This window comes from Stenotrophomonas sp. CC22-02, assembly GCF_004365115.1.
Classification (GTDB): domain Bacteria; phylum Pseudomonadota; class Gammaproteobacteria; order Xanthomonadales; family Xanthomonadaceae; genus Stenotrophomonas; species Stenotrophomonas forensis.
Map to the genome: position 1 here is coordinate 3253229 of NZ_SOCO01000001.1, position 22049 is coordinate 3275277.

The window sequence follows — 22049 nt, forward strand, 5'->3', positions numbered from 1 at the left end:
TTTCCTGTGGGTTGGGAGACTCGACAATACGGAAACGCACAACGTTTCGCAATTAATCAAATGCGGTAAGATGGGGCGCAATGAACAGCACCACCCTGCCCGAGCCCAAAACGCCGACCCGTCGCCGCGGTCGCCCCGCGCGACCGGAAGCCGAAGTCCGCCACGCAGTACTGCGGGCCACCCTGGAACTGCTGCTGGCACAAGGTTACGAAGCGACCACCATCGAAGCGGTGGCGGCGCATGCCGGGGTCGCGAAGAAGACCGTGTACCGCCATGCCAGCAACCGCGAGGAACTGGTGGGGTTGGCCGTGCGCGAGTGGACCGACGGCTTCGCACCGCAGCTGCAGCGCGACGCGCGCGACAACGAGGAAGTGCTGCCGCTGCTGCACGCGATCCTGCAGGCGGTCTGCGCACAGGTGCTGTCAGCGCAGGCAGTGCAGGTGTTCCGCCTGCTGGCCACCGACTTCCCCGGCAAGGACGCGTTGCTGCAGGCCTATCTGGACAACGGCATCGAACGGGGCCGCGTGCTGCTGGCCGACTGGCTGGCGCGGCAACAGCAGCGCGGGCTGCTGCGCGAGGGAGACCCCGCGTGCATGGCAAGGCTGATCCTGGCGATGGCCGTGGCCGAGCCGCTGCGCGAACGCGTGATCGGCGTGGTGGCCGAGGATGCACCGGTGGAGATGCATCTGCGTGATTGCCTGGTGTTGCTGGCGCCGGTGTTGCAGCGCCCGTAGCCTGGCGCCATCCACGGATGCCCTGCCCCGGTGGGTGCCGACCGTTGATCGGCACTCCTGCAGCTCTTCACTCGCGCAGCATGTCCACGAATGCGCGCAGCGCGCCTGGCATCTGCCGCTGCTTCGGGTAGTACAGCGCGAAACCGGCGAACGGTTCGCTCCAGTCTTCCAGCACCGCCACCATCTGCCCCGAGTCGATGTACGGCCGCGCGGTGTCTTCCAGCACGTAAGCCAGGCCGATGCCATCGAGCACCGCGCCGACCACGGTGCCCTGCTCGCCCAGCGTCAGCCGTCCGGGCACGTCGATCTCCAGCGCCTGCCCGCCACGCTCGAACTGCCACTTGTACAGATGCCCGCTGGCGAAGCGGAAGCGGATGCATTCGTGTGCAGCAAGATCGCGTGGATGCTGTGGCGCCGGGTGCCGCCGCAGGTAGTCCGGCGAACCGACGATCAGCCCGCGCAGCGGCGGCCCCATCGGCACCGCCACCATGTCCTCGGGGATGAACTCATGCAGGCGCACGCCGGCGTCGTAGCCTTCGGCAACGATATCGACCAGGCCATCGTTCTCGGTCAGCTCCACCCGCACGTCCGGATTTGCGTGCAGGAAGCGCGCCAGCCGTGGCCCCAGCTGGGTCGCCACCGCGGCGCGGGTGGCGTTGATGCGCAGCAGGCCGGCCGGGGCGGCACGGAACTGGTTCATCTCTTCCAGCGCGTCGTGCACCTGCCCCAGTGCCGGCTGCAATCGCTCCAGCAGGCGTTGCCCGGCCTCGGTCAGGGCCACGCTGCGGGTGGTGCGATGGAACAGGCCTACCCCCAGCCGTTCCTCCAGCGCGCGGATCGCGTAGCTCACCGCCGAGGTCGACAGCGCCAGCTCGGCGCCGGCACGGCGGAAGCTGCGATGACGGGCGACCGCCGCGAACGCGGCCAGGTGGGACAGATTGTCAGTGGCCATGATTGTGCAGTTTCACTTGATGAATCATGCCGATATCCGGGCTTCTTGCCGCTGGGTGCGGGGCGTATTGTAAAACGCCTTTCGACAAACCCTGCCAAGGATTCCCCATGTCCCTCGCCCGTGGTTACGCCGCCCATTCACATACCGACCCGCTGATTCCCTACGAATTCGAACGCCGCGCGGTCGGGCCGGACGATGTCCGTATCGAGATCCTCTACAGCGGCATCTGCCACTCCGACCTGCACCAGGCCCGCGACGACTGGGGTGGCTCGATCTACCCGATGGTGCCGGGCCACGAGATCATCGGCCGCGTGACCGAAGTCGGCAGCAACGTCACCCGCTTCAAGGTCGGCGACCACGCCGGCGTCGGCTGCATGGTCGACTCGTGCCGCCACTGCGACGCCTGCGAGCACGACCTGGAGCAGTACTGCGCCGAAGGTGCGACCTGGACCTACAACGGCCGTGAACGCGAAAGCGGCGCACCGACCTACGGCGGCTATTCCGACCACGTGGTGGTCGAGCAGCGCTTCGTGGTGAAGGTGTCCGACACCCTCGACCTGAAGGCGGCCGCGCCGCTGCTGTGTGCCGGCATCACCACCTGGTCGCCGCTGCGCCACTGGAAGGTCGGCCCGGGCCAGAAGGTCGGTGTGATCGGCCTCGGTGGCCTGGGCCACATGGGCGTGAAGTTCGCCAAGGCACTCGGCGCGCACGTGGTGATGATCACCACCACGCCGGAAAAGGGTGCCGACGCCAAGCGCCTGGGTGCCGACGAAGTGCTGGTCTCGCGCGACGCTGCGCAGATGAAGGCACACGCCGGCAGCTTCGACTTCCTGCTCAACACCATCCCGGTCGGCCATGACACCAACCCGTACATGGGCCTGCTCAAGCGCGAGGCGACCATGTGTCTGGTCGGCGTGCTGACCGAGCTGGACCCGCCGCTGACCGGTGGCAGCGTGATCTTCGGCCGCAAGCACCTGACCGGTTCGGCGATCGGCGGCATGGCCGAAACCCAGGAGATGATGGACTTCTGTGCCGAGCACGGCATCGTCAGCGACGTCGAGATGATCGACATCAAGAACGTCAACGAAGCCTGGGAGCGCATGGCGAAGAACGATGTGCGCTACCGCTTCGTGATCGACATGGCGACGCTGCCGAACGCCGCCTGACAGCCATTGCTGCGGATATGAAAAACCCCGGCAATGCCGGGGTTTCTTCTGGTCCTGCGTTGGGCATGACGAAGGTCAAGAAGGCGGCCACCGGCCAAGCGCAGACTCCCCGCATGGCCCGCCTGCCCTCCCCTGCAATGCTGATGCGTGCGCCGCACCGTCTGCTGTTCTTCATCGGCGCCAGCAACCTGCTGCTGGCGATGCTGTGGTGGGCGCTGTGGCTTGGCGGATTGCGCGGATTGTGGACGCCGCCGCCACCACCGCTGCCACCGGCCTGGCTGCACGCGCTGCTGATGCAGTACCTGGTGCTGCCCAGTTTCATCTTCGGCTTCCTGCTCACCGTGTTTCCGCGCTGGATGAACCAGCCCGAGCTGCCGCGCAGCCGCTATGCACCGGTCGGCATCGGCCTGTTCGGCGGGCAGGCGCTGTTGATTGCCGCCGCCTGCGGGTGGAGACCCGGGCTGTGGCCCGGCCTGCTGCTGGCACTGGCCGGCTGGAGCGCCGGACTGATCGTGCTGGGACGCGTGCTCAAGGCCGCTGGTCCAAACCGCAACTGGCATGCGCGCGCCTGCTATGCCGCACTGCTGCTGGGCTGGCTGGGGCTGCTGTTGTTCATGGCGGTGGTGCGCGGCCACGCTACGCTGATGCCGGTCACTGTGGCACTCGGCACCTTCGGCCTGCTGCTACCGGTCTACCTCACCGTCGCGCACCGGATGATCCCGTTCTTCGCCAACAACGTGGTGGACGGCTACGTGCCGTGGCGACCGCTGCGCTGGTTGGCCGCGATGTGGGCGCTACTGATGCTGCGCCTACTGTTGAGCGCGTTGCAGATCGACAACCTGCTGTGGCTGGCCGATGCGCCGCTGCTGATGTTGTCGCTGCAGGCGCTATGGCACTGGTGGCCACGCGGGCCGATGCCGGGCCTGCTCGCGGCCCTGTTCCTGGCGCTGGCGTGGCTGCCGATCAGCTTCGCGTTGTATCTGCTGCAGGACGTGGGTCAACTGCTGGGCCATCCGCAGCTGCTCGGCCGCGCGCCGTTGCATGCACTCGCCGTGGGCCTGTTCGGCAGCCTGCTGGTGGCGATGGTGACCCGGGTCACCCAGGGCCATTCCGGGCGACCGCTGGTGATGCCGGCCGTGGCCTGGTTTGCGTTCGTCGCGCTGCAGGCAGTGGCGATCATGCGCATCGTTGCCGAGCTGATGCCCGATGCCTACACCGGGCATTTCGCTGCTGCCATCGGTTGGCTGCTGGCATTGGCCCCATGGGTGGCACGGCTGGGCTGGATCTACCTGAGCCCACGGCGCGACGGCAAGCCAGGCTGACAGCCTCCAGCGGTAGCGCCGGGCCATGCCCGGCGGGCACCGTAATCACTCAGTAAGCGAACTCGCGGAACACCGGATCGACGTCGCCGTGCCAGCGGCCATGGAACAGCGCCAGCTTGCGCTCGGCCGGGGTCAGACCGGACTCGACAATTTCCTGCAGCACATCCAGGAACTTGCTCTCATCCTGGCCATCGGCATTGCGCGCCGCGCGGCGCTTGAGGCCTTCCACCGAAATCTTCACCGCTTCGCGGGCCAGGTCGCGCACCGTGCCGCTGCGGAACGGCAGGTTCATCGCATGCTTCGGCACGCCGTCGCGCAGCGCATGACGCTCAGCCAGGCTGAAGTCACGCACCAGGTCCCAGGCCGCATCCAGCGCGGTATCGTCGTACAGCAGGCCGACCCAGAACGCCGGCAGCGCACACAGCCGGCTCCACGGGCCACCGTCGGCGCCGCGCATTTCCAGGTACTTCTTCAGGCGCACTTCCGGGAACGCGGTGGTGGTGTGGTCCGACCAGTCGCGCAGGGTCGGCAACGCACCCGGCAACACCGGCAGCTTGCCCTGCATGAAGTCGCGGAAGCTCTGCCCGCTGGCGTCGTGGTAGATGCCATCGCGGTAGGAGAAGTACATCGGCACGTCGAGCAGGTAATCGACATAGCGCTCGTAGCCGAAGCCATCCTCGAACACGAAGTCGAGCATGCCGGTACGGTCGGCGTCGGTGTCGGTCCAGATGTGCGAGCGATAGCTCAGGTAGCCGTTCGGCTGGCCTTCGGTGAACGGCGAATCGGCGAACAGCGCGGTGGCGATCGGCTGCAGCGCCAGCGACACGCGGAACTTCTTCACCATGTCCGCTTCGCTGGCGTAATCCAGGTTCACCTGCACCGTGCAGGTGCGGGTCATCATGTCCAGGCCCAGCGAACCGACCTTGGGCATGTACGAACGCATGATCTTGTAGCGGCCCTTCGGCATCCACGGCATTTCGTCGCGCTTCCACTTCGGCTGGAAACCCATGCCGAGGAAGCCCAGCTGCAGTTCGCCGGCCACCTGCGCCACTTCGTTCAGATGGGTGCCGGTTTCCACGCAGGTCTGGTGGATGGTTTCCAGCGCCGCGCCGGACAGTTCCAGCTGGCCGGCCGGTTCCAGCGTCACCGAGGCACCGTCGCGCAGCAGCGCGATGGTGTTGCCGTTCTCCTGCACCGGCTGCCAGCCGAAGCGGACCAGGCCCTTGAGCAGCGCTTCGATGCCGCGCTCGCCGTCGAAGGTCGGCGGGCGCAGGTCATCCAGGCGGAACCCGAACTTCTCGTGCTCGGTACCGATGCGCCACTGCGCACGGGGCTTCTCGCCGGAGGCGATCTCCGCAACCAGCTGCGAGCGGTCGGTAATGGGCGTATCGGCGACGTGGCTGGGGCTCGACAAGGGGAGGACTCGCTGGACAGTGGCAGGGGATGTGGGGCTGGAGCCCTTCCATCGCAAGGGCGCACTATAGCGTGGCACTCCGTCACGTCATGCGACGGTGACGGGTTTCAGCATCCTACCGACGCCCTCTTGACCCTCGTACACTCACGGCCATGAGTCGCCATTCACGACACCCCGAACTGCACCGCTCCGAGCGTGTCGGCTGGCTGCGTGCCGCCGTGCTGGGCGCCAACGACGGCATTGTCTCGGTGGCCGGCCTGGTGGTCGGCGTGGCCGCCAGCGGCGCCTCGGCCAGTACGATCCTGGCCACCGGGGTCGCTGGCACTGTAGCCGGCGCGATGTCGATGGCTGCCGGCGAGTACGTCTCGGTGCAGACCCAGGCCGACACCGAAGAAGCCGACCTCGCCGCGGAAAAACGCGAACTGCACGAAGACCCGCACAGTGAGCTGGAAGAGCTGAGTGCAATCTATCGCCATCGCGGCCTGGACCCGGCGCTGGCGCGGCAGGTCGCCGAACAGCTCACCGCCCACGACGCGCTGGGCGCCCACGCCCGCGACGAACTGGGCATTACCGACACCCTGCGTGCCCGCCCACTGCAGGCTGCGCTGGCCTCGGCCGGGGCATTCACCTGTGGTGCCGCGCTGCCGGTGCTGACCGCCCTGCTCGCTCCGGTCGACAAGGTCGCGATGATCACCACCGCCGGCACCCTGCTCGGCCTGTGCCTGACCGGCGCGATGGCGGCGCAGGCCGGTGGTGCGCCGCCCGTGCGCGGCGCTGTCCGGGTGATGTTCTGGGGCGCGTTGGCGATGGCCGCCGCCGCCGCTGTCGGTCGCCTGCTGGGTGCCCACGTGTCATGACCGCCATGCTGCCGCCAGCCACCGCGCTGCTGGCTGAAATGGCCGGCCTGGCCGGCTGCGAACGTGCCGAAGGCTATGCCTGCATCACCGCACGCCGCGAGCATGGCGCCAGCTCGGTGGAGATTCCACAACCGCAGTTCGCGATCCTGCTGGAGGGCCGCAAGCAGGTGCGCACCGCGCATCAATCGCTGGAGTTCGTGCCCGGCGACATCCTGCTGCTGACCCAGCGCTGCCGCATCGACGTGGTCAACAGCCCCGATCCGCACAGCGGCCGCTACCTCAGCGCGATCGTGCCGCTGTGCGCCGAAGTGCTGGCAGCAGCGCGCACGTTGTGGAACGAGGAACTGCCCAGCGCGGGCCCGGCGATGGCCCGATTGCCGTTGATCGAACACGGTGCGGTGCTGCGCCAGTGGCGGCAGTCGCTGCAGGAGGGCCGCTACAGCGAGGCACGTCTGGCCTTGGCCTCGCTGGTGCTCACCCTGTGCCGGCAGGGCCATGGCAACCTGCTGCTGCCGCAGGCACCGAGCCTGGGCGAACAGATCCGCGACCGCATAGCCGCCGAACCGGCACGCGACTGGCAATCACGGGATGTGGAAGAACAGTTCGCGCTGAGCGGCGCGACCCTGCGTCGCCGCCTTGCCGCCGAGCGCACCAGCCTGCGCCAGCTGCTGACCGAGGCGCGCCTGGCGCATGGCATGCAGCTGCTCTACACCACCGACCTGCCGCTGAAGACCGTCGCCGCACGCGCGGGTTACCGGTCTGCGGCCAGTTTCAGCAAGCGCTTCGCCGAGCAGTACGGACTGGCTCCCACAGACATTTAAGGGGGTTCGGCAGGGCTGCGCCCTGCACCTGCCGAAGCAACAGCAAGAGCCAAAGCAATAGCCATGCATTCCGTGGGATGGCGGGGCGGTGTGGGTGGTCAGGACACGCCGTAAACCCATCCATGGGGGCTCGATGGCGCCATCCATGGCGCCAACGGTCCTGCCCACCCACACCGCCCCGCCTCTGACAGATTCCGTGTGCTGTTGGTAGGTGTCGACCTTGGTCGACACATCTGTCAGATATCGATAATCAAATTTGGGTCAGATCTACCGTGTCGACCAAGGTCGACACCCACCAGAACAGAACACCGTTCCGACAGATCGCAGGAATCTGTCGAAGGCGGGGTGGGTCCGGCTGCGGGAGGGGCCGCGGCATGGATGCCGCGGCCAAGCCCCCATGGATGGGTTTACGGCGTCTCCCGCAACCGGACCCACCCCGCCATCCCACGGATAGCCTGCTGTTGCTGTTGCTTCGGCTGTTGCTGTTGCTTCGGCTGTTGCTGTTGCTGTTGCTGTTGCTTCGGCTGTTGCTGTTGCTGTTGCTGTTGCCTGCAGCGGTGCAGGGCGCAGCCCTGCAGACACCCCCCTCCCTGAGCATTCCGCGCACTGCTTTGAGCGCCGCGCACACGCTGTCCACGGCACGCTGTCCGGCAACGGAACCGCCCGTCATCCACCGAGAACCGCCATGCCCCTGCATCACCTGCCCCTGCGCAGCGCCCTGCTGCTGGCCCTGTCCGCCCTGCCGCTGGCGGCGCTGGCCGAAGCCAGCTCGCCCGCTCCCACCCGGCAGGTGCCCGGCGTCTACCACCAACGCGTCGGTACCCTGCAGGTCACCGCCCTGTTCGACGGCGTGGTCGCACTCGGCCGGCAGGAAGTGGTGGACGTGCCGCCAACGCTGGTCAGTCGCCTGCTCGAGGGGCGCTACGTGCCGGAAGACACGAAGGGCCTGCAGACCGCGATCAACGCCTTCCTGGTGCGCCAGGGCAACCATCTGACCCTGGTCGACACCGGCACCGCGCAGTGCTTCGGCCCCGGCCTGGGCCAGGTGCTGGGCAACCTGCGCGCCTCCGGCGTGGACCCGGCCGAGGTGGACGAGGTGCTGCTGACCCATGCCCATCCGGACCACCTGTGCGGCGTACTCGACGCGCAGGGCAAGCCGGCCTACCCGAATGCCACCGTGTGGCTGTCCAGGGCCGATGCCGATTACTGGCTCAATCCGGCCAGCGAGGCCACGGCGCCGAAGGGTGTGCGCTTCGCCTTCCCGCTGGCGCGCACCGCAGTAGCGCCGTACCAGGCCAGCGGCCGCCTGCGCACCTTCAGCCCCGGCGATGCCCTGCCCGGTGGCGCGGTGGCGATGGACACCCATGGCCATACGCCTGGCCATGTCTCCTACCGGTTCGACAGCCAGGGCCAGTCACTGCTGGTGTGGGGCGATGTGCTGCACTTCCACGCGGTGCAGTTCGCGCACCCGGAGGCCGCGTTCGAGGCCGATTCGGACCGCAAGGCGGCCACGGCCAGCCGTCGCGGCCTGCTGCAGCAGGCCAGCGCCAAGGGCTGGTGGGTGGCCGGTGCGCACCTGCCGTTCCCGGGCCTGGGCCATGTGCGCAGCGAAGGCCAGGCCTATGCGTGGGTGCCAACGGAGTATTCGCCGTTGAAATGATGTGTTGCCGACCAGCGGCCGGCACTACCCGGAAGCAGACCGGTAGCGCCGGGCCATGCCCGGCCCTACCGGCCGGGTGCCAAGCGCTGCGCGTCCCGTAGTTCGTCCAGGTACGGCAACAGTTCCTGCAGCGCCAAGTACGAACCCGCTTGCCGCGCGTCCATCCGGATCGCCTGCCACTGCGCATGTTCGAAGATCCCGGCATCAGAACAGCTGAGCGAGGTCGCATCGAGCTCAGCGCAGGATGCGCGAAGCCTCAGCAGCGCCTGCTGGCCCAATGGCGGCACCTGATCGGCCAGACCGTCCATGACGGCCACCAGAGGCATCAGGACCGACGACTGGACCTCACAGGCAAGACACTGCGGCAGCTTTGCCGCTTGGCCTAATGCGTCCTGCTGGAGGAAATCGAGGGCAGAGAGCAAGGTGCAGGCCGCTTCGACGCGAGCACCGTCACCCGCCCCGTGCCATTGCCAGAGCGTTGCTGCAAATCCTTCCATCCGTACACCCCGATGAAAAGGCTGGCGACCGCAGGCCGCCTTATTCCAGCCCCAGCCAGCCACCGATCACGCCGCGGGCTTCGTCCACGCCGGTACGGTCTTCGCCGGAGAACACCTGCACGCTGACGCTGTCGCCGTAGGCCGATTGCAGTTCCTTGCGCACCTTCTGCAGGGTCTGCATCTGCTGGCTGCGGCTGAGCTTGTCGGCCTTGGTCAGCAATGCGTGCGCCGGCATGCCGCGCTGTACGGCGTAGGACAGCATCTGCCGGTCGTAGTCCTTCAGCGGGTGGCGGATGTCCATCACCACCACCAGGCCCTTCAGGGCTTCGCGGGTGCGGAAGTACCGGTCGATGAAGGCCTGCCAGTGCGCCTGCAGGTCCAGCGGCACCTTGGCGTAGCCGTAACCGGGCAGATCGACCAGGTGGGCGTCCGGGGTGATCTGGAAGAACACCAGCTGCTGGGTGCGGCCGGGGGTCTTGGACACGCGGGCCAGGGCGTTCTGGCGGGTCAGCGCGTTGAGGGCGCTGGACTTGCCAGCGTTGGAGCGGCCGGCGAAGGCCACTTCGGCGCCTTCATCGGGCGGCAGCTGCCGTACGTTGTGGGCCGAGAGGTGGTAACGGGCGCGTTCGATGAGCAATGACATGTGCCTAGGATCGCATGTTGCGGCGCCGCGCGCCCGTGCCGGCGGCCGTTGCGGGCATTTTGCTGCACTGCTGCGTTGACCGTGCGCGGAAACGCCGTTGATAATCCGGGCGATGCCGGCGGCCACCGCCCGGCCCGGTCCATACGGAGCTTTAGCATGCGCCACGCTCGCGTTCTTGCCGTATCCGCCCTTGCCACTGCCGTAGTCGTTGCCGCCGCTGCGTTCGCGCAGACCACACTGACCCCGCTGCCTGACAACGGGCCGATCAAGACCGCCTCGCTGGAAGTGGATTTCAGCAAGACCCACTGGGGCGATGCCAAGGCTGGCCAGACCAAGGCCTCGGCCTGCGCGGCCTGCCACGGCGCCGACGGCAACGCCACGGTGGAGATGTACCCGTCCATCGCCGGCCAGAGCGAACGCTACGTGGCCCAGCAGATGGCCCTGATCGCCAACGGCCAGCGCAGTTCCGGCGCGGCGGTGGCGATGGTGCCGTTCGTGCAGAACCTTACCCCGCAGGACATGCGTGACATCGGCGCCTACTTCGCCACCCAGAAGGCCACGGCCGGCATCGCCGACGACACCGCGGTCACCGACGGCCCGTACAAGGGCATGAAGTTCTACGAGATCGGCCAGCAGCTGTACCGCGGTGGCGACGCCAAGCGCGGCCTGCCGGCCTGCATGGCCTGCCATGGCCCCAGCGGCGCCGGCAATCCGGGGCCCGCCTATCCGCATCTCGGTGGCCAGCACGCCAGTTATGTCGCGCGCCGCCTGCAGGAGTACCAGGCCGGGCAGACCCATGAGACCGACAAGACCCATTTCCAGATCATGGCCACGGTGGCGCAGAAGCTGAGCGAACAGGAGGTGCAGGCGCTGTCGAGCTACCTGCAGGGCCTGCACAACAAGGCCGACGACCTGGCCGCCGCGGCCACGCCGACGCAACCGGCTGCCGCCCCCTGACCACCACTGGTCGGGCCGGGCCGCCACCGCGGCCCCCGCCTGCGGTATGTTTCCTTCACGCCGGCGACCGCGCCGGCGTTGCTTTTTTCAACGGAGATGCGTGTCGATGAGGTTGATTCCCCGCCTGCTGTTGTCCCTGCTGGTCCTGCTGCCGCTGGCTGCCAGTGCCGCCACCCCTGCCAACGCACCGCTGGTGGAAGGCAAAGACTACGAACGCATCGCCCAGCCGGGCCCGTTCCAGCCGCTGGCCGGGAAGATCGAAGTGGTCGAGGTCTTCGGCTACACCTGCCCGCACTGCGCCCATTTCGAACCGCAGCTGGAAGCCTGGGCGGCCAAGCTGCCGGCCGACGTGCGCTTCACCCCGGTGCCGGCCGCCTTCGGCGGCGCCTGGGATGCCTGGGCCCTGGCCTACTACGCCGCTGAAGAAGTGGGCGTGGCCAAGCGCAGCCATGCCGCCGTGTTCAAGGCACTGCACCAGGACGGCACGCTGCCGATGCAGAACATCTCGGCCGATGAGCTCGCCACCTTCTACAAGGCCTACGGCGTGGCCCCGGACCGCTACCTGCAGGCGCTGCGGGGCGATGCGGTGCAGAAGAAGGTCGATGCCGCCCGCGCGTTCGCCCAGCGCACCAAGGTGCCGGGCACCCCGGCCATCATCATCAACGGCCAGTACCTGGTGCGTGGCAACAGCTTCGACGACCAGCTGCGCATCGCCTCGGCACTGATCGCCCAGGCCCGCGCGGCCCGCGGCCGCTGAACCAACACCCACCATCGACACGGCGCTGTCGCCGCCGCATGTCATCATTTCCCTCTGGCCGGTGCCTGACGCCGGCCCCACCATTCCAGATGCTGGAGACGTTTCCATGAAGACCCGTTTCGCCGCCCTCGCCCTCGCAGCGCTGCTGCCGATCCTGGCCGCCTGCAAGGCCGACGACGGCAGCACCAACACCACCGCGGCACCGGCCGAACCGGCGGCGGCACCGGACAGCACCGAGCCTTCGGCTCCGGCGGCGGGCGCCGAGGGCGCTGCCCCGGCCGCTGCCGAAGGCGACAAGGCTGCGGCCGAAGCTGCTCCGGCAGCGGCTCCGGCCCCGACCACCGCCGCGCTGACCGGCCCGGCCCCGGTGGAAGGCGCCGACTACCAGGTCATCCCGAACGGCCAGCCGTTCCAGCCGGCCGCCGGCAAGATCGAAGTGACCGAGATCTTCGGCTACGTCTGCCCGGCCTGCGCCGCGTTCCAGCCGCTGGTCGGCCCGTGGAAGGCCGGCCTGCCGAGCGACGTGAACTTCGTCTACGTGCCGGCCATGTTCGGCGGCACCTGGGATGACTACGCCCGTGCCTTCTACGCCGCGCAGACCCTGGGCGTGCAGGAGAAGACCCACGAAGCGCTGTACGCCGCCATCCACTCGCAGAAGACCCTGAAGGGCGAGCGCGGCCGTGACTCGGTGGACGACATCGCCAAGTTCTACGGCGCCTACGGTGTGGACCCGAAGCAGTTCGCCGCCACCATGGGCAGCTTCGCGGTGAACGCCAAGACCAACTCGGCCAAGCAGTTCGCCCAGCGCAGCCAGATCAGCGGCACGCCGTCGATCATCGTCAACGGCAAGTACCTGGTGAAGGGCAAGAGCTTCCCGGACATGTTGCGCATTGCCGACCACCTGATCGCCCGCGAACGCGGTGCGGCCCAGGCTCACTGATCCAAGAGAAGCGTTTCCCGGCCGTGAATTCCCCCCGTACACGGACCCTGCGCTTGCTGACGGCCAACATCCAGGCCGGCTCAAGTACCCGCCGCTACAGCGACTATGTGACCCGCAGCTGGTCACATGCGCTGCCGGCGGGTCGCAAGCGCAGCAGTCTTGACGCGATTGCCACCTTGGCGCGCGAACATGACATCGTCGGCCTGCAGGAGGCCGACCCGGGCAGCCTGCGCTCGGGCTTCACCAACCAGACCCATTACCTGGCCCAGCGCGCCGGCTTCAATTACTGGAGCCACCAGCCGAACCGGCGCATGGGCGGGGTCGCCTCCAGCGCCAACGGGTTGCTGAGCAAGCTGGAACCGGTGGAAGTGCAGGACCACGCCCTGCCCGGCCGCATCGGCGGGCGCGGCGTGCTGCTGGCCAAGTTCGGCGACGGTGCCGATGGCCTGGCGGTGGCGGTGGCGCATCTGTCACTCGGCGCGGGTTCCCGGATGTCGCAGCTGGGCTTCATCGCCGAACTGCTGTCCGACCACCCCAACGCGGTGCTGATGGGCGATTTCAACTGCCTGGCCGAACGCCCGGAAATGCAGGTGCTGTACCAGAAGACCCGGCTGCAGCCGCCCGGCTGCATCGTGCCGACCTTCCCCAGCTGGCGCCCCGACCGCGCCATCGACCACATCCTGGTCAGCAGCGGGCTGCAGACCCGCACCGTGGAAGCCGTACCGGCCGCGTTCTCCGATCACCTCGCCCTGGCGATGGCGATCGACGTCCCGGCCGACGCCCTGCGCTGAAAAAGGGGACGGAGGGAATTAAGTCGTTTGTGGCACAAACGACTTAATTCCCTCCGTCCCTTTTTTCATGCGGTGACAGGCACCTTCAGCCTTCGCGCGGTCATCGTGCTGCCCACCGAGGCCAGCACGGTGCAGCCGATCGCCAGCCACTGCAGCCCGTGCAGGTGCTCGTGCAGAAGCAGCATCGCCCACAGCGCGGCCACCGCCGGTTCCATGCTGATCAGGATGCCGAAGGTCTCCTTCGGCAGGCGCTTGAGCGCCATCATTTCCAGCGACATCGGGATTGCACTGGATACCAGCGCCACCAGCAGCCCCGCCGCCAGGATCTTCGGATCGAGCAGCGCGGCCCCGGCATGCACCACGCCCACCGGCACCACCACCAGCGACGCCGCCAGCAGCCCCAGCGACACCGAATGGCCGGCGTGCAGGTGGCCGGCGCGCTTGCCGAACACGATGTACAGGCCCCAGCACGCCGCCGCACCCATTGCATACAGCACACCGGCCGGGTCCAGCGCCGGGCCGCCCCCCAACGGCAGCAGCAACAACAACCCCACCATCGCGCAGCCTACCCAGACGAAGTCGATCGGTCGTCGTGATGACAGCATCGCCACCGTCAACGGCCCGGTGAATTCGATGGCCACCGCGATGCCGAAGGGAATCGTGCGCAGGGCCATGTAGAACAGCAGGTTCATCAGGCCCAGGGTGAGCCCGTAGCGCAGGATGGTGATCGCATCCACGCGGCTGGTTTTCCAGCGCCACGGCCGCCAGAACAGCAGCAGCAACAGCGCCGAGAAGCCCACGCGCAGCGCGCTGGTGCCCTGGGCGCCGATCAGCGGAAACAGGTGTTTTGCGTAGGAGGTGCCGATGGCCAGCGAGGTGACCGAGCCCAGCACCGCCAGCGCCGGCAACATCGGCGCGAATCGTGAGGTCTGCATGGGCAAAGTCTATTGCGCCCACGCCGAGCACTTGGCTCAATTGACAGCCCGTTCGTGCAATTTCTGCTCGCCATGGCCATCGCCCCCGTGCTCGACAGTTTCGACCGCGCCATCCTCGACCTGCTGCAGCGGGACAACACCCTGCCGCAACGCGAAATTGCCGAGGCAGTGCACCTGTCCACCCCGGCCGTGCAGCGCCGGATCAAGCGCCTGCAGGACAGCGGTGTGATCGCCGCCAACGTGGCGGTGGTCGCCGCAGCCAAGGTCGGGCGACCGCTGACCATCATCGTCGAGGTGCGCGTGGTCAGTGAACAGCGCGAGCGCGTGGCGCCGTTCAAGCGCCGCGTCCAGGATGACCCGGCGGTGCAGCAGTGCTACTCGATCACCGGCGACGGCGACTTCCTGCTGCTGCTTTCAGCGGCATCGATGGAAGAATACGAGGCGATCACCGAGCGCCTGTTCGGCGGTGATGACAACATCGAGCGCTTCCGGACCTCGGTGGCACTGGGCACGTTGAAACGCAGTTTCGAAGTGCCGCTGCTACCGCCCCTGTAGAGTCGAGCTTGCTCGACTGCCCTTTTACGACTCCCCTTTGGCCGCAAAGCAACAGCCGTCGAGCGTGGCTCGACGCTACAGTCTGAAGCCATGAGCACAACCACCTCCCCTGCCCATCGCCTGCGCCGCTGGCTGCTGCGCGGCCTGTTCCTGGCCATCGCCATCGTTGCAGGGATCACGCTGTGGAACAGCCCATGGGCGGCCACACCGAAGATGTTGTGGACACTCTCGCAGATGCCCGCCGCCACCGTGCTGCCGGTGCCGGTGCAGGGCGTGCGCCCAAGGCAGATCGCCGACACCTTCGGTGCGCCGCGCGGTCGTGATCGCACGCACGCGGGTATCGACATCTTCGCCAGGCGCGGTACGCCGGTGCGCAGCGCCACCGTCGGGGTCATCGCCGATGTCCGTGAGGGCGGGCTCGGTGGCCGCCAGGTGTGGGTGATCGGGCCCGCGCGCGAGCGCTACTACTACGCGCACCTGGAGGACTGGGCCGATGGCCTGGCGCGCGGCCAGATCGTCCAGCCTGGCGACCTGCTCGGCCACGTGGGCGACAGCGGCAACGCCAAGGGCACCCCGCCGCACCTGCACTGGGGCATCTACGGCGCCGAAGGCGCGCGCGACCCGCTGCCGCTGCTGCGCTGACCCTTTCGTCGACCGGGCTCGACGCCACGCCCGGCCAGACGCATCATCGACCGCAGTGACAGGGAAAGCACACCGATGACCCGCCTTCGCACCATCGCGCCGTTCGTCACCCTGGCGCTGCTGGCCACCAGCTGCAGCACCCTGCAGGCACGCCACGACCCGTTGTGTGCGCACCTTCTCGCCTTCGCCAACAGCGCCTCGATCGGCAACCGCCCGGCGATTGAACTGGTCAGCGACTGGAGCAGCTTCAGCAAGCACTGCACGCATGGCGGCAATCCCGCGGGCAGGCAGTTCTGCGATTGGCTGCTGCCCAATACGTCCACCGAGTTCGCCACGATCAACATCCAGCGCGTCCTCGCCTGCCTGGCCCCCGGGACGCGCTACGCCGGCTCGGAACGGCTGTTCCCGGAATACGTGACCGGGAGGGTGCAATCCCTGGACGTGCGCGGACTCGACGCGGACGTGGTGATCACCGTCGAATACGCCATCGGCATCGAGGGTGAACGGCCGCGCATGAACATCCAGGCCGAACGCCTGCCGCCGCAGGACTAGATCGGCCGCGACAGCATGCGCACCGCCCTCGCCCATTTGTAAACGAAAACAATTCCCATTACGATATTTGCGTTTTGCGGACGGCCAGGACGGTTCGTCCGTGCTCGCATTGCCCAGCCACCGCCCTGAACGCAGGGTTCCGCCAGCGGCGTGAGATCCCCACCAGCCGCGGCGCCAGACCATCCGGGAAGCCGGTCGGACGCACGCACGTGCCCGTCCAGGAACCCCAATGATCCGTTCGACCTCCCCCGTTCTGCCACATCGCCTGTCCGCGGCGGTGCTGTCCGCCCTCAGCCTGGCCATCACCCCGGCCGCCTTCGCCGACACCGCTGCCGACCCGACCACCCTCGACAAGGTCGTGGTCAAGGGCGAGCGCGCCGAAGGCTATTCGGTGCGCCGCACCTCGGCCGGTACCCGTTTCGACCTGGCACCGCGCGAGATCCCGCAGTCGATCAGCATCATCAGCCACCAGCGCATCGAAGACCAGAAGCTGGACGACATCATCGACGTGCTGGCCAACACCACCGGCGTGACCAGCACCCAGTCCGACAGCGAGCGCACCGAGTTCTACGCGCGCGGGTTCTACATCGATGCCTACCAGTTCGATGGCCTGCCGACGCAGATGGTGCAGAACTGGAGCTACGGTGATTCCGGCCTCGATCTGGCCCTGTACGACCGCGTGGAAGTGGTGCGCGGTGCCACCGGCCTGCTCAGTGGTGCCGGCAATCCGTCGGCATCGGTGAACCTGATCCGAAAGCATGCCGACAGCGCCGAACTGACCGGCAGCGTCTCGGTGAACGTGGGCAGCTGGGGCCGCACCCGCACCACCGTGGACGTGGGCAGCGCGCTCAATGCCAGCGGTACCGTGCGTGGCCGCGTCATCGGCAGCTACCTGGATACCGACGGCCAGATGGACCGCTACAACCAGCGCAAGACGCTGGGCTACGCGGTCATCGATGCCGACCTGACCCCGGACACCCAGCTGAGCGTGGGCTACGACTACCAGCAGAAGCGCGCCAATGGCGCCACCTGGGGCGGCTTCCCGATGCTGTACTCGGACGGCAGCCGTACGCCGTATGACGAGTCCTTCAATGCCAGCCCGGACTGGACCTACTGGGACACCACCAGCAAGCGTGCCTTCGCCACGCTGCAGCATGCCTTCAGCAACGGCTGGAAGTTCAAGATCGGCGCCACCCACGACGAGACCAAGGCCGACGACAAGCTGTTCTATCCGGCCTACAACAACTGGGTCACCGGGGCCTCCAACTTCAACAAGACCACCGGTGCTGGCATCTCGCCGTCGGCCGGCTTCTACAACACCGAGCGCAAGGTCAACGCCGTCGATGGCTACGTGGATGGTCCGTTCCGCCTGTTCGGCCGCGAACACCAGTTCATGGCCGGCCTGAGCTACAACAAGCGTGAGTACGCCAACTACGGCGACTACCAGGTGGGCGGCGCCAACCTGCTGTGGGATCCGTTTGCCAGCTACTTCAACTGGACCGGCAACATCAGCCAGCCCAACTGGAACCCGCTGGCGCTGGCCAGCCGCGGCACCATCACCCAGAAGGCCGGCTACCTCGCCACCCGCCTGACGCTGGCCGACCCGCTGAAGCTGATCCTCGGTGCGCGCTACACCGACTGGAAGAGCGAAGGCGAGAACGATGACCGCGAACACAAGGTGACCACGCCCTACGCCGGCCTGGTGTACGACATCAACGACACCTGGTCTGCCTACACCAGCTATACCGAAATCTTCCAGCCACAGACCGCGCGCGACCGCAACGATCGCTACCTCGATCCGGTGGATGGCAAGAGCTACGAAGTGGGCGTCAAGGCCGCTTGGTTCGACAATCGCCTGAATGCCTCGCTGGCGGTCTTCCGCATCGAGCAGGACAACGTCGCCCAGGCCACCAATGAACCGATCATCGGCCGGCCGGGTGAACTCGCTTCGATTGCCGCGCGTGGCACCGTCAGCCGCGGCTTCGAGTTCGAAGTGAACGGCGAGCTGGCACCGGGCTGGAATGCCACCTTCGGCGCATCACGCTACGTGGCCAAGGACATCAACGGCAGCGACATCAACACCAACCTGCCGCAGACCGCGTTGAAGCTGTTCACCAGCTACACCCCGCAGTCGCTGCAGGAACTGACCGTCGGCGGCGGCGCCAACTGGCAGAACCGCATCTACTACACGGTGCCGGCCTATGGCCGCATCGATCAGAGCGGCTATGCGCTGGTCAGCGCCTTCGTGCGCTACCGCATCTCGCCGGAGTTCAGCGTGCAGGCCAACCTCAACAACCTGCTGGACAAGAAGTACCTGTCGCAGATCAACGGCTATGGCGCCTTCGGTGATGGCCGCAACGGCTCGCTGACGTTCACCTGGTCGTTCTGATGTAAACGGCGCCGGGGGCAAGCCGGCGCCGTGCGTTCCGTAGCGTCGAGCGCCGCGCCGGGAGGATCCCGGCGCGGCATCCAGCCGTCAGAAGCGCAGGTCCGCGCGCAGGTACCAGTAGCGGCCACGCGGGATGTCGTAGGTCGAGGCGTCGTAGCCGTTCAACGAGCACGACAGGCAGATCGGCGGATCCTTGTCGAACACGTTGTTCAGGCCAGCGGTCAGCTGCAGCCCCTTCATCCAGTCGATCTTGTAGCCCACCTGCATGTCGTGGAAGGTGGTGGCCGACAGCGTGTTGGTGCCGGCAGCCTGGTTGCTGCACACCGGGAACACCGCAGCATCGCCGCAGTTCTCGGTCAGCTCGGAGATGTGGCGCACCGTCCAGTTGGCGCTCCAGCGATCCATCGTCCAGGCGATGCTGGCGTTGCTGGTCCACTCCGGAATCGAACTGTCGGCCACTTCCACGCCGGGCTTCTGCGGCTGCTTCTGCCCGGCCGCACCGGTGGCCTCGTAACGGCCGACGAAAGTGTTCTTCCAGGCCAGCTTGAACTGGCCGATGGAGGTCTGCGGCAACGTCCAGAACAGATCCACGTCCCAGCCATCGGTCTTGATCGAACCCAGGTTGGTCAGGCGGTTGTTGAAGCTGCTGACCGCACCGGTGCTGGCACGGGTGATGCCATTGCAGTAGATCGGGTCCAGCGTATCCACGCACAGGTCCAGCTGGGTCTGCGCGTTGATCGCCTGGATCGCGCCGTCGATGGCATGACGGTAGAAGGTCACCTCCACATCGAAGCGCTCCGACCACGACGCGTTGTTGCCGAACCACGGGCTCCACACGAAGCCGGCGCTGAAGCTGCGCGAACGTTCCGGGTCCAGCTCGCGGTTGCCGCCGGTGGTCACCGAGATCTGCGAGTTGGCCTGCTGGAAGCCGGCCGGTACGCCCAGCGCGGCACAGTTGGCCGCACTGCCACGCGGCGGCGTGCCACCCAGGCCCACCGAGCACGGATCGAACAGCTGCAGGTCGGCACGCGCCGCCGAGCCGTACAGTTCACCGATCGATGGTGCGCGGAAGCCTTCGGCATAAGTTGTGCGCAGCACGAAGTCGTCGGTCACCTGCCAGCGCAGGCCGTACTTCGGCGTGAACTCGCCACCGAAGGTGGAGTAATCCGAGTAGCGCCCGGCCAGGCTCAGGTCCAGCTTCTTGCCGAACGGCGAGTCGGCGAAGATCGGCACGCTCAGCTCCAGGTAGGCCTCGTTGACGTCATAGGAGCCGGAGGTCGGCTGCGACGGTACGCCGTTGTAGTGGCCGATCACCGTCAACGGATCGGGCTGGTAGGACCCCTTGTACCTGCGATGCTCGACGCCGGTGGCGAAGGACACCGGGCCGGCCGGCAGCGAGAACAGTTCGCTGGACAGGTTGGCGGTGAACAGGCTCAGTTCGTTCTGGCTGCGGTCGCGCACCACCGGCTGGATCCACTTCAGCATGTCCGGGGTGATCGAGCCGACGCCACCGAAGATGTTCAGCGGCACGCAGCCCGGGGTCGCCGCACACACCGCCGGATCGCCCAGCGCCATGTTCACCTTGTAGATGTCATAGCTGCCGTAGTTGGTCTGTTCGGCCTTGTTCTTGCTGTACATGCCGTTGACGTCCCAGTACCAGCTGCGGTCGGCGGCATGGAAGTCGCCGACCAGGCCGGTGGCGAAGTAGGTGGTGTCCACCTTCTGCTTGAACACGCGCGCACCGCCTTCCACCGGGCGGCGGCCGATCAGGCTCATGTTGTCGCCGGACACCAGATCGAAGCCGAACGGGTTGTACGGGTTCAGGCGCGAGACCACGATGTTGTCGGCCAGCGGATTGCCGGTCGCACCGTCGGGGCCGAAGAACAGCGGCTCCGGCCCGGCCTGGTTGGTCGACTCGCGGCGGTTGCCCAGTGCCTTGACGTACCACTGCACGTTGTCGGTGATGTCGAAGCGGAACTGGCCGAACAGGCCTTTGCGCTCCGACGGCGTCAGCACCATGTTGTATTCGGCGAAGTTGAAGCGGTCGGCGCTTGTGAAGCAATGGTAGTCGTCGGTGCGGTTGCAGCCGGCGCTGCCGTCGTAACGCGGATTGCTCACGCCGGTATTGGGCACGATGTTCTGCGAGGCGCCGGTGTTCGGATCGACGAAGGCGAAGCGGCCCTGCGGAATGCCGCCGCTGCCGAACGCCAGGCCGGTGCCCGGAATCGGGAAGCGCGACTGCTCGCGGTCCTTGGCGAACACCGGGTCCTGCTTGGTCCAGCTGGCGCCCAGGAACAGGCTGAAGCGATCGCCGCTCTTTCCCCAGGCCAGGTCAACGCCCTTCTGCGCGCCGTCGCCCTTGCTGTATTCGCCGTAGTTCAGCGTCACCTGGCCGCCATCGAAATCGCGGCGGGTGATGATGTTGACCACGCCGGCAATGGCGTCGGAGCCGTACAGCGACGACGCGCCATCCTCCAGCACTTCGATGCGTTCGACGATGGCCAGCGGAATGGTGTTGAGGTCGGTGGCCGAGCCCACGCCGGACGCGGACGATTCATTGACCCAGCGGATGCCATCGACCAGCACCAGCACGCGCTTGGCGCCCAGATGACGAAGATCGACCTGCGCCGAACCGGCGCCCACGCCACTGCCATCGGGCGGGAAGCCGAAGTTGCCGGACGAATTGAACTTGGCGTTGAGCGCCGAACCGGACCCGGTGAGCTGCTGCAGCACCTCGCCGATCGAGGTCAGGCCGGTGCGCTCGATGTCACCGCGGGTCAGCGTCTGGATCGGCACCTGGCCTTCGACTTCAGCGCGCTTGATGCGGGTACCGGTGACTTCCACCGCATCGAGGTTGGTGGTGGATTGTGCAGCGGCACCCAGCGGTGCCAGGGCCGTCACGCACAGCGCGACGGCAACCGCCAACGGGCGGTGATGCAGGTGAATCATTCGCTCTCTCTCCAAAGGAATGTCGGGACATTGGCTGCCGCGCTCCCCCTGCATGGCGGCAGCGTCTCCTTTGTAAACAAGCGGTAAAAATCACGGCGTGATGATCGACACTCTTTCACGCGGAATTGACGCAATTGACGGCCGCTTGCGTCAAATGACGACAGATTAAGACCGGACGGTACTGTTCGCTGTGCGCAGCACAAATGCCAGCTGCGACAGCGTGCGCCGAGATCAACCGTCTTCCATCAAGCCGTCTTGCCAGTGCCGCCAAGGGCGGCCGAGTGCGTCCACGCGCAGGCCGCGCTGGCTGACAGCCAGCAGCACACGCGCCATGTCCTGGTAATCGGTGTCGTCGTCGGTCGACAGGCGCACCGCCGGGCGACGCGGAAGTGGCAGCTGCTGCGCCTGCGCCAGCACCTGCTGCAGCGCCGGCATATCCAGCGGTTGTCCCTTCAGGAACATGCCCCCTGCGGCATCCAGGAAGGGCGGCCTGCCGATGGCAGGCCGCCCGTTGAT

Annotated in this window: 21 protein-coding genes; 14 read left to right on the forward strand and 7 right to left on the reverse strand. The window is 67.2% G+C overall.

What is annotated here, in order from left to right:
- Window positions 1-80 precede the first annotated feature (80 nt).
- Window positions 81-734, forward strand: a complete 654-nt coding sequence (locus N440_RS14860; protein ID WP_133935549.1) for a TetR/AcrR family transcriptional regulator — start codon at window positions 81-83, stop codon at window positions 732-734.
- 67 nt (window positions 735-801) lie between these two features.
- Here N440_RS14860 and N440_RS14865 read toward each other — a convergent pair whose 3' ends face one another.
- A complete protein-coding gene (locus tag N440_RS14865; protein WP_133935550.1) occupies window positions 802-1686 on the reverse strand; it encodes a LysR family transcriptional regulator in 885 nt (294 codons plus the stop codon).
- Between the two features lie 107 nt (window positions 1687-1793).
- Here N440_RS14865 and N440_RS14870 point away from each other — a divergent pair, with 107 nt between their 5' ends.
- Complete coding sequence (locus N440_RS14870) at window positions 1794-2852, forward strand: NAD(P)-dependent alcohol dehydrogenase (RefSeq protein WP_049455898.1); 1059 nt, start codon at window positions 1794-1796, stop codon at window positions 2850-2852.
- 65 nt (window positions 2853-2917) lie between these two features.
- Window positions 2918-4174, forward strand: coding sequence for an NnrS family protein (locus N440_RS14875; protein WP_133935551.1), 1257 nt, complete (start codon window positions 2918-2920; stop codon window positions 4172-4174).
- 49 nt (window positions 4175-4223) lie between these two features.
- Here N440_RS14875 and N440_RS14880 read toward each other — a convergent pair whose 3' ends face one another.
- A complete protein-coding gene (locus N440_RS14880) occupies window positions 4224-5588 on the reverse strand; it encodes a glutamate--cysteine ligase (protein ID WP_133935552.1) in 1365 nt (454 codons plus the stop codon).
- 152 nt (window positions 5589-5740) lie between these two features.
- Between N440_RS14880 and N440_RS14885 the strand changes: the two genes are divergently transcribed.
- From N440_RS14885 to N440_RS14900, 3 genes are all read left to right on the forward strand, one after another.
- Complete coding sequence (locus tag N440_RS14885) at window positions 5741-6445, forward strand: VIT family protein (protein ID WP_133935553.1); 705 nt, start codon at window positions 5741-5743, stop codon at window positions 6443-6445.
- Window positions 6442-7266: a helix-turn-helix transcriptional regulator gene (locus N440_RS14890; RefSeq protein WP_133935554.1), complete on the forward strand. Its 825-nt coding sequence runs from the start codon at window positions 6442-6444 to the stop codon at window positions 7264-7266. Before N440_RS14885 ends, N440_RS14890 begins: the two co-directional genes overlap by 4 nt.
- 685 nt (window positions 7267-7951) lie before the next feature.
- Entirely contained in the window at window positions 7952-8926 is a 975-nt protein-coding gene (locus N440_RS14900; protein ID WP_133935556.1) for an MBL fold metallo-hydrolase, read from the forward strand.
- A 65-nt stretch (window positions 8927-8991) separates the two neighbouring features.
- Here the strand turns inward: N440_RS14900 and N440_RS14905 are convergent, their stop codons facing one another.
- Both N440_RS14905 and yihA read right to left on the reverse strand, forming a co-directional pair.
- Entirely contained in the window at window positions 8992-9423 is a 432-nt protein-coding gene (locus N440_RS14905; protein WP_133935557.1) for a hypothetical protein, read from the reverse strand.
- Between the two features lie 40 nt (window positions 9424-9463).
- Complete coding sequence (gene yihA, locus N440_RS14910; RefSeq protein WP_133935558.1) at window positions 9464-10066, reverse strand: ribosome biogenesis GTP-binding protein YihA/YsxC; 603 nt, start codon at window positions 10064-10066, stop codon at window positions 9464-9466.
- A 156-nt stretch (window positions 10067-10222) separates the two neighbouring features.
- Between yihA and N440_RS14915 the strand changes: the two genes are divergently transcribed.
- The 4 genes from N440_RS14915 to N440_RS14930 all read left to right on the forward strand — a co-directional run bounded on the left by N440_RS14915 (window position 10223) and on the right by N440_RS14930 (window position 13511).
- Complete coding sequence (locus N440_RS14915) at window positions 10223-11023, forward strand: c-type cytochrome (RefSeq protein WP_133935559.1); 801 nt, start codon at window positions 10223-10225, stop codon at window positions 11021-11023.
- Between the two features lie 106 nt (window positions 11024-11129).
- Window positions 11130-11780, forward strand: a complete 651-nt coding sequence (locus tag N440_RS14920; RefSeq protein ID WP_133935560.1) for a thiol:disulfide interchange protein DsbA/DsbL — start codon at window positions 11130-11132, stop codon at window positions 11778-11780.
- 106 nt (window positions 11781-11886) lie between these two features.
- On the forward strand, window positions 11887-12720 hold the full coding sequence (locus N440_RS14925; RefSeq protein WP_133935561.1) for a thiol:disulfide interchange protein DsbA/DsbL: 834 nt from the start codon (window positions 11887-11889) through the stop codon (window positions 12718-12720).
- Between the two features lie 53 nt (window positions 12721-12773).
- Complete coding sequence (locus tag N440_RS14930; protein WP_008267450.1) at window positions 12774-13511, forward strand: endonuclease/exonuclease/phosphatase family protein; 738 nt, start codon at window positions 12774-12776, stop codon at window positions 13509-13511.
- Between the two features lie 65 nt (window positions 13512-13576).
- Here the strand turns inward: N440_RS14930 and N440_RS14935 are convergent, their stop codons facing one another.
- Complete coding sequence (locus N440_RS14935; RefSeq protein WP_133935562.1) at window positions 13577-14446, reverse strand: EamA family transporter; 870 nt, start codon at window positions 14444-14446, stop codon at window positions 13577-13579.
- A 72-nt stretch (window positions 14447-14518) separates the two neighbouring features.
- Here N440_RS14935 and N440_RS14940 point away from each other — a divergent pair, with 72 nt between their 5' ends.
- From N440_RS14940 to fhuE, 4 genes are all read left to right on the forward strand, one after another.
- Complete coding sequence (locus N440_RS14940; protein ID WP_040007093.1) at window positions 14519-15001, forward strand: Lrp/AsnC family transcriptional regulator; 483 nt, start codon at window positions 14519-14521, stop codon at window positions 14999-15001.
- Window positions 15002-15091: 90 nt separating this feature from the next.
- Window positions 15092-15643, forward strand: a complete 552-nt coding sequence (locus N440_RS14945; protein ID WP_133935563.1) for a M23 family metallopeptidase — start codon at window positions 15092-15094, stop codon at window positions 15641-15643.
- 75 nt (window positions 15644-15718) lie between these two features.
- The gene (locus N440_RS14950; RefSeq protein WP_133935564.1) at window positions 15719-16195 is read left to right on the forward strand and encodes a hypothetical protein; all 477 of its coding nucleotides are present in this window, start codon (window positions 15719-15721) and stop codon (window positions 16193-16195) included.
- Between the two features lie 229 nt (window positions 16196-16424).
- Entirely contained in the window at window positions 16425-18584 is a 2160-nt protein-coding gene (gene fhuE / locus N440_RS14955) for a ferric-rhodotorulic acid/ferric-coprogen receptor FhuE (RefSeq protein WP_133935565.1), read from the forward strand.
- An 87-nt stretch (window positions 18585-18671) separates the two neighbouring features.
- Here the strand turns inward: fhuE and N440_RS14960 are convergent, their stop codons facing one another.
- Window positions 18672-21533, reverse strand: a complete 2862-nt coding sequence (locus N440_RS14960) for a TonB-dependent receptor (protein WP_133935566.1) — start codon at window positions 21531-21533, stop codon at window positions 18672-18674.
- 231 nt (window positions 21534-21764) lie between these two features.
- Window positions 21765-21995, reverse strand: a complete 231-nt coding sequence (locus tag N440_RS14965) for a hypothetical protein (RefSeq protein WP_208322789.1) — start codon at window positions 21993-21995, stop codon at window positions 21765-21767.
- Window positions 21996-22049 lie beyond the last annotated feature (54 nt).